This window comes from Streptomyces carpinensis, assembly GCF_002154505.1.
Classification (GTDB): Bacteria; Actinomycetota; Actinomycetes; order Streptomycetales; family Streptomycetaceae; genus Streptomyces; species Streptomyces carpinensis.
Window position 1 is genome coordinate 51903 of record NZ_MUBM01000020.1, and the last position, 8136, is coordinate 60038.

The following is an 8136-nucleotide window of genomic DNA, read 5'->3' on the forward strand; positions in this document are numbered from 1 at the left end:
CCCCGGCAATCTACGGGGCCGGCAGTGACCGCTCCCTCGGTCAGGCCGGCGCACGTGGCACTCTCGGCCCCCGCGCGGGCGACAGTGACCCTGATCGCCTGCACGCTGGTGTTCTTCGTGATCACCTCGACGCGGTCATCGTCAACGTCGCCCTGCCCAGCATCCGCGCCGAACTCAGCGGCGGGATCGGCGACCTGCGTGGATCGTCGACGGCTACACCCTGATGTTCGCCGCGCTGCTGCTGTCCTGCGGGTCTGTGTCGGACCGCATCGGCGCGAAGCGGCTCCTGACGGCCGGCATGGCGCTGTCGTCCTGGCGTCGATCGCGTGCGGCGTCGCGCCGAGCATGGCTGTCCTGATCGCGGCCCGGTTCGTGCAGGGCACGGCCGCCGCCGCGATGATGCCGGCCTCGATGGCCATGCTCAACCACGCCTGCCCGGACCCGACGCGTCGGACCCGCGCCGTGGCGATCTGGGCCATGGGCGGGGCGATCGCCTCCACCTCCGGCCCCGTCCTCGGCGGCCTGCTCACCATGGCCAGCTGGCGGCTGATCTTCTTCGTCAACGTCCCCGTCGGGCTGGTCGGCCTGTACCTGATCGCCCGCGCCATCCCCGCGACCCGGCACCAGGCACCCGTCGACTGGGCCGGTCAGATCACCGGCGTCCTGGCCATGGCCGGGCTCACCTTCGGCGTGATCGACGCCGGCGAGGCGGGGTTCGCCGCGCCCCAGGTCGTTGTCGCCCTGGCGATCGCGGTCGTCGCGACCCTCGCCTTCGTGATCGTCCAACGCCGGGTGATGCATCCCAGGGTGCCGCCGGACCTGTTCCGCGACCGCAACGCCGGCATCAGCGTGCTGATCGGGTTCGCGTTCATGGTCGGCTATTACGGGCTCCCGTTCGTGATGAGCCTGACCCTCCAGCAGCACCGCGGCCTAACCGCGCTCGGGACCGGGCTGGTGTTCCTGCCCATGATGGTCGCCGGACTCTGCCTCACCCCGTTCACCCCGCGCATCGCCTAGCGCATCGGGAGCAAGGCCCTGATCATCGTCGGCCTGGTCGCGATGGCCACCGGGCTCGTGCTGCTTGCCCGGTCTCCCGGAGCGCCGCTGTGGCTGATTGCGATCCTGATGGTGCTGGCCGGGCTCGCCGGGCCGTTCGTCAGCCCGCCGACCACCGCGATCCTGCTGAACAGCGTCCCCGCCCACCGCGGCGGCATCGCCTCCGGAGTCTTCAACACCAGCCGCCAGGTCGGCGGAGCACTCGCCGTCGCCGTCTTCGGGCTGTTCCTTACCAGCGCGGCCTTCCCGACCGGCCAGGCGGCCGGCCTGTTCACCGCCGCAGGCGTGTCCGTCCTCACCGCCGGGGCGGCACTGTCGCTGCGGCCCCGGATGCACGCGGAGAAGGCGTGACCATGCGGCCGCCGCGGCAGCACTGCCGACGCTCCGGGCAATAGCTCGACCCGCGCACAGAGAAAGAAACCCATGGACATCCAGATCGCCACCGGCGCCACGACCCTGGCCGGGACGCTGAACGACAGCGCCGCCGCCCGCGGCTTCGCGGCCTTGCTGCCTCTGAAGCTCACCCTGTCCGACTTCCACGGCACCGAGAAGATCGCCGCCCTGCCCGGCAAACTCAGCACCGTCGGATCGCCCAGCAGCGCAGCAGCCGAGGCCGGCGACATCGCCTGCTACGCCCCCTGGGGCAACCTGGCGATCTTCTACCGCGGCTTCCCACGCTCCCCCGGGCTGGTGCTCCTCGGACGCATTGACGGATCCCTGGAAGCGCTCACCCGGGCCGGCGGCGACCCCGCCGTGACCATCGCGGCCGCGGAGTAGTCCGGGGGACCCGGAACGCACCGCCGGCACCGGACACGAAAGGCTCGCCTCGATGCGACTGCCCACGCTCGCCGCCGCTGCGACGACCGCGTTCGCGCTTCCTCACCGGCTGCAGCGCGCCTTCGACCGACCGTGGCTCCGCGGGAAGCGCGTCCCCGGCGGCGTCCAGCACGCCGGACGCGACCGCCACCAGCCCAGCCCCGAGCGCCTCCCAGGACGGCGCGGAGCAGGGCGTCGTCGGCACCGTCGTCCGCTTCAGCGCCGGCGACGCGTCCGTGGCAGTTCAACTCCCAATCGCGGATCTCGACGCGCGGACTCGATCACGAGCTGACCCTGGGCGGGTCGGCCGCTAGTTGTTCTTGCAGTCGGGGGTGCCAGAACTGGTACACGGCCCCGGCTTGCCGCAGGACGCCCCTGCGATGGGCATCGTCAAGGAAGTCCATCAGCCGCCAGGGCAACGGACCCGTCGCGCTCAGCCGCAGTCGGGCGGTGAGCAGCCGGCCCCAGGCGCTCAGGGTGATCGTGAGGGGGCCGACTGGGAACCAGACAACCGACAGGGCGGGTCACCTTGTACGACAGGGACACGATCATCCGGACTTCCTCCCAGCCGACGAACCCGCACCGCTGCCACCTGCGACGACGACTTTTCGAACGGCACAGGGGTGATGCTGTCGAGGCGCCGCCTGCTCATTTGTGGGGTGGGTGGCCGGGTTGGACGAGACCGGTTTCGTAGGCGTGGACGACGGCTTGGACTCGGTCGCGTAGGCCGAGTTTGGCGAGGATGCGGGTCACGTGGGTCTTGATGGTCGGCTCGCTCAGGAAGAGCTCGGCGCCGATCTCGGCGTTGGAGCGGCCGCGGGCGATGAGATTGAGTACCTCGAGTTCGCGTGGGGTCAGCGTCTGAAGCCCGGTGGGCCGGCCCTGGCCGGGGCGTGGCCGGCGTACGTACTCCTCGATCATCCGCCGGGTGATCTCCGGGGCCAAAAGCGCCTCGCCCGCAGCGACCGTGCGGATGGCTCCGGCGAGTTCGCGCGGCGGCGCGCTTTTGAGGAGGAAGCCGCTGGCCCCGGCGCGCAGCGCCTGGTAGACGTATTCGTCCTCGTCGAAGGTGGTGAGGATCAGTACCCGCGCGGGGCAGCGTCCGCCCCGCAGCAGGCGGCGGGTCGCCTCGATGCCGTCCATGCGCGGCATCCGGATGTCCATGAGGATGACGTCGGGCAGCAGGGTCAGTGCACTGTCGACCGCCTCCGCGCCGTCGGCTGCCTCGCCGACGACCTCGATGTCCTCCTGACCGCTCAGAATGGAGTGGAAGCCGCCGCGGACCAGGGCCTGGTCGTCGACGAGCAGGACGCGGATCATCGGGGGGCCGCCTGCAGCGGGAGGCTCGCGGTCACGGTGAAGCCGCCGCCGTCGGCGTGCCCGGTCTCCAGGGTGCCGCCGTAGAGCCCGACCCGCTCACGCATTCCCAGTAGCCCGCGGCCGACCTGGTCGGAAGCCGACCCCCCGGGCGCGCCCGTGCGTCCGGTGTCCCGCACGCTCATCCGCACGGACTGCTCGTCATAGCGCAGCAGTACATGCGCGGTGGTGGGGGCAGCGTGCTTGAGCGCGTTCGTGAGTGCCTCCTGCACGACCCGGTAGACGGTCAGGTCCACGCCGGGCGGCAGTGGACGGGCGGGGCCCTGGACGGTGAGCTCGACCGGCAGGCCGACGCCGGCCATGTGCTCGATGAGTTCGGCCAGGTTGGCGGTGCCCGGCTGCGGCTTGAGCGCAAGCTGGGGCGCTTGGCCGCGCAACAGGCCGAGCATCCGGCCGAGTTCGCCGACCGCCTGCTGGCCGGTCTCCTGTACCTGGCGCAGCGGTGCGTGCGCCAGGGACGGATCGCGGTCGAGCAGGTCTTCGGCGGCGCCCGCCTGCACGACCATGACGCTGACGCAGTGGGCGACGATGTCGTGCAGCTCGCGGGCTATGCGGGAGCGCTCTTCGGCGAGGGCGACACCGATCGCCTCCTCGCGCTCGGCCTCCAGCCGCTGTAGCTGGGCCTGGTTGTCGGAGTGGTTGCGGGCCCGGGCGCGCAGCACCCGGCCGGCGACGAAGACGACGGCGATCGGCACCGCGGCGAACGGGATATTGCTGACGGTGCCGGTGTCCGGGTTGCGCAGCATCACAAGGACGACGGTGGTGGCGGTCGCCGCGGCGCCGAGCCAGGCGGCCACGCGTTCGCCGTGCCGGGCCACCGAGTAGGTGGCGAGTAGCAGGGGCAGGAAGTCGCCCCACAGCGTGAACGTCAGCGGGGTGGCGAGCATCGGTCCACCGATCGCGACCGCGACGACCACGGCTGTGGCGAGCGGCGTTAGTCTTCGCAACGCCAGTACCAGCGTCGCCACGAGGGTGGATACGACCAGTGGCGGCATGGGGCCGTACCGGGTGGAGTTGTCGAGATCGAAAACGATGTCGAGCAGGGCGAAGCCCGTGATCGCGAGCGCGAGCAGAGCGTCGGGCAGCAGTCCCGTCGGCCTGCGCCACCAACCTGTCGGCGCCTGCGGCTCCTTGTGCGCCGGCGACTGGCCGGGCGCCGTCTTCAGCGTCACATCCGCAAGCTACCGGCGGGCGGATGCGGGCGGCGTCATCCGATGGTCGTATTCGCCGTCTACGGATCGCGACCCGGGATGGACCTGGTGCCGACCCAGGTACGACGACGCTCCGGCTGCGCCCGGCCGACGCTGACGGCGGGGCCACCGAGCGGCGGCACAGCACAGGAGGAGACCATGACCGTGAACTTCACACGCCTGGCCGGTTGGGCGCTCATCGTCGGCACGCTCGTCGCGGCGTTCGGCTACCTCGCCGCGAACCTCCTCGCGCCGGGCAGCGGCGACGAGGTCTTCCGCTACCACCTGTGGCCGCTGTTCGAGGGGATCGCGGTCGGCGGGGACGTCATCATCGCGCTGGGGCTGCCCGTCGTCCTGACCTTCGCGCGCCGGGCACCGAAGCTGCACGTGGTCGGCTACGCCGGTGTCTTCGCGGCGCTGGTGATGCTGAACATCGGCGAGGGCGTCATGGAGGGGTTCGTCAAGCCGTACCTGGTCGACCATGGCGGCATCCCCACCGAGCAGCCCTCCGGCTTCGCCGTCTTCGAGGGCGTCGCGCTGCTGTGCCTGGTCGTCGGCGCGATCTGCCTCGGCGTCGCCGTGCTGCGGGATCGGACGCTGCCGTGGTGGATCGGCGTCGCGCTGCTCGTTTCCTGTCTGCTCGGCGCCCTCGGACTGCCCGGACGCTGGTTCCTCCTTCCCGACGACGTCTTCTTCGCCGCACTGTTCGCCATCGGCGTCCACGCCGTACGCGGCCGCAGCGAGGTTGCCACGGCGGGCATCGTCGAGTCGGCCGCCGTCTGACCCCGGCCCACAGCCGGTGAGCCTGATCTCTGTTGACTCCGCCGGACTTCCCGGGCCTGCGCGGTTCACCACCGCACGAGCACAGCATGTCCACACCGCTCAGCGACGCGGAGGCTGCTCGCGGGCCAAGGCGTCGGCCGGCTGCCCGCGGGCCACCCGAGGGCACGGCACCGTCGACGGCGGCCGCCGAGGCCGGCTTGGCGGACCAAGCTCATCTCACCCGGTGGTTCACCCGCTCCTGCAGTGTCACGCCGGCCGCCTACCGCACGGCGCCCCGCGAAGAACCCGCCGCCCAGACCCTCACCCTCCTCGCTGCCGAGCAAGGACCCCTGGCACGCGACCTCACATCGCGTGTTCGCAGAAATGAGTAGTTCTGAGAGATCACAAGCAGTGCCTTCGCCGGGTGTGTCCGTCCGCTTTGGCCTGCATCGGCATGCGCGCCGTCTGTGACAAGCGCGCATGCCGGATCGAGGGTGTCCGCCTATCCCGGTCCGGGAATGTCATGCACCGGCGAAGGCGGCTAGGACGCCCGCAGCCAGTGCGGATCGCTCGACCATTCCGCTCAGCGTCACATGCTCGCTGCGGGCGTGGGCGCCGCCGCCTACCGCGCCGAGTCCGTCGAGTACCGGAGTGCCCGTGGCGAGGATGAAATTTCCGTCGCTGGCACCGCCCACTGCGGTCTCCCGCAGGTCGAGACCGAGCGGCGCAGCGCAGTCGCGGGCAATGGCGAAGAGTCGGCCGACGCCCTCCGTGCGCTCGAAGACCGGGCGGTTCCAGCCGCCGTCCAGCTTCAGGGTCGTCCGGGGGTCGACCGGGACGAGCGCGGCCAGCGCGGCGTCGACCCGATCGCGTTCGGCGGCGGTCGCGACCCGGACGTCCAGGTGTGCCACCGCCTCACCGGCGGTGACGTTGCTGCGGGTGCCGCCGCGCAGCACACCGACATTGACTGTCGTCCCGGCCTCCGGGTCGGCGATCCCCTCCAGCGCGAGCACCTGCCGGGCCATCTCGTTGACCGCGCTCGCGCCACGCGTCGGGTCGAGACCGGCGTGCGCCTCCTCGCCCCGCACGGTCAGGGAGAACAGTCCCACGCCCTTGCGGGTCGTCTTCACCGCGCCGTCGGCGCTCGCCTCGAAGACGAGTGCTGCCCTGGACGCCCGTGCCTCGGCCACGATGACCTCGGTGGATGCCTGGCTGCCGGTCTCCTCGTCCCCGTTGAGCAGCAACGTGCACGCCGGAACCGGCAGATCCAGCTCCCTGAGTGCGCGCAGCGCCCACATCGCCTGGACCAACCCCGCCTTCATGTCGAAGACCCCAGGGCCACTGATGCGGTCGTCCTCGCGCCGGTACGGCCAGTCGCGGAGTGTGCCGGTGCTCCAGACGGTGTCGTAGTGGGCGACGAGCAGCACCGGGGTGTTGGCCGACGGGCGTGTGCCGGCGTAGCGGCGGATCAGGACGTCCCCAGCGCCGTCACGCGGGAGTAGTTCCTCGCTCTCGGGGGCGCCGAGCGAAGCGTCGAGCCAGCCGCGCAACCAGTCGAGGCAGGCGGCCAGGCACTCCTTGTCGTCGCTGGAGCTTTCCAGGGACGTGTAGGCGGCCAAATCGTCGGCCATCGCGTCACGGTGAGCATCCAGCCAGTTGCGCACGGCGATAGCTTGGACCTTGGTGAGCGCCGGGCCGATTGGCAGGTCCCCGAGTGCCTTGTCGTCTGTCTCCGCGGGGACGTCGATCATCTTCGCCGGGATGGCCATGGCGTCGACGGGTGACCCGGCCGCGCTGTGCTCCCCGGCCGTTGTGTGCTCTCCTTGGGACTTGGCCAGAGCATCAAGGGCGTCCAGCCGGGCCTCGGACATCCCCGATGGGTCGCGTTCCAGTTCCCGCAGGCCCTCCAGGACGGCGCTGAGCACCGGGGTGTCCAGCTCTGCCCGGCGCGAGCGCTCGATGACGGGCTCGTAGTGCGTGGTCACCTCCACCGGACGATGGCGTACGGCCAGGTCCCGCCAGATGCCGCTGCGGTCCTTGGGCTGGGTGCGCAGCCAGGCGGTCAGCCGGTCGCAGGCGGCGTCGCGCGCCACCGGGTCGCCGGGCCGGAACGCGGGCGCGTCATAGGCGTCGAACGGTTCCAGCCGTATCCCCGCAGTGTCGGCCGCGGCGTACACCTCGGCGGCCAGGGCGTACATGGCGGCGCGGTGACGGTCGATCAGTTCCGCCATGGGGGCGTCGGCGAGCGCGGTCGCGGAGAGCATTGCGCCGAAGGCAGCCTTGGCCCATAGATAGCCTTCGACGTTGTCGGAGGCCTGCGCGGGCCCCCATGCCTGGAGGTCGGCGACGAGGTCGCGCACCCGTTCGGACACGGGTGCGCCGCCCGGCTCGCCGATGATGAAGGCTCCCGGGCCGCCGTCGCGTACCACCCCGGACTTGACGACGTCGGCGAAGATGTTGACGAACGCGGCGATGGTTCGTTCCGTGCCGACGTGCTGTCCGATGAGTTCTTCGTTGAAGCCGTTCTGTACCGAGACGACGTAGCCGTCCGGGGCCAGACGCGGTGCGATCCAGCGCATGGCCGCCTGGGTTGCCTGTGCCTTGACGCTGAGCAGCACCCGCCGCAGCGGCGGCCCCTGGTAGTCCTCGGGCGTCGCCGCGTCGAGGCGGACGCTCTCGCGTTCCTCGCCGCGCAGGATGGTCAGTCCGTCGGCGCGGATGGCGGCCACGTGGTCGGCGTCGGTGTCGATGACGGTCACCGGGTGTCCGGCCGCCGCGAGACTGTGGGCGAGAGTGCCGCCGATCGCGCCGGCGCCGACCACGGTGTAGGCGTCGCCCTTCATGAGGTGGGTCCCTTCGTGCTGTCCGGGAGCGTGCCCGGGGTGTGGTGGAGGGGGTCGGGGAGAGCCGCCGCACTCCCGCCGGCGCCGGCGGG

The 8136-nt window shown here is 71.4% G+C and carries 7 protein-coding genes; 4 read left to right on the top strand and 3 right to left on the bottom strand.

The window, feature by feature from the left end:
- Positions 1 to 198: 198 nt before the first annotated feature.
- The 3 genes from BZY54_RS52095 (at position 199) to BZY54_RS04015 (ending at position 1833) form a co-directional block, all read left to right on the top strand.
- Complete coding sequence (locus BZY54_RS52095) at positions 199 to 1017, top strand: MFS transporter (protein ID WP_279634640.1); 819 nt, start codon at positions 199 to 201, stop codon at positions 1015 to 1017.
- Between the two features lie 3 nt (positions 1018 to 1020).
- Positions 1021 to 1407: an MFS transporter gene (locus BZY54_RS52100; RefSeq protein WP_341868667.1), complete on the top strand. Its 387-nt coding sequence runs from the start codon at positions 1021 to 1023 to the stop codon at positions 1405 to 1407.
- Between the two features lie 72 nt (positions 1408 to 1479).
- Entirely contained in the window at positions 1480 to 1833 is a 354-nt protein-coding gene (locus tag BZY54_RS04015; protein WP_086723139.1) for a cyclophilin-like fold protein, read from the top strand.
- A 687-nt stretch (positions 1834 to 2520) separates the two neighbouring features.
- Here BZY54_RS04015 and BZY54_RS04020 read toward each other — a convergent pair.
- A complete protein-coding gene (locus tag BZY54_RS04020; protein WP_086723140.1) occupies positions 2521 to 3192 on the bottom strand; it encodes a response regulator in 672 nt (223 codons plus the stop codon).
- Positions 3189 to 4421, bottom strand: a complete 1233-nt coding sequence (locus tag BZY54_RS04025) for a sensor histidine kinase (RefSeq protein WP_086723141.1) — start codon at positions 4419 to 4421, stop codon at positions 3189 to 3191. The genes BZY54_RS04020 and BZY54_RS04025 overlap by 4 nt, the downstream gene beginning before the upstream one ends.
- A gap of 177 nt (positions 4422 to 4598) precedes the next feature.
- On the opposite strand from BZY54_RS04025, the gene BZY54_RS50760 reads away from it, so the two are divergent.
- Positions 4599 to 5222: a hypothetical protein gene (locus BZY54_RS50760; protein WP_086723142.1), complete on the top strand. Its 624-nt coding sequence runs from the start codon at positions 4599 to 4601 to the stop codon at positions 5220 to 5222.
- A gap of 500 nt (positions 5223 to 5722) precedes the next feature.
- On the opposite strand, the gene BZY54_RS04040 is transcribed toward BZY54_RS50760, so the two are convergent.
- On the bottom strand, positions 5723 to 8044 hold the full coding sequence (locus BZY54_RS04040; RefSeq protein WP_086723144.1) for a 2-dehydropantoate 2-reductase: 2322 nt from the start codon (positions 8042 to 8044) through the stop codon (positions 5723 to 5725).
- Positions 8045 to 8136: the final 92 nt, after the last annotated feature.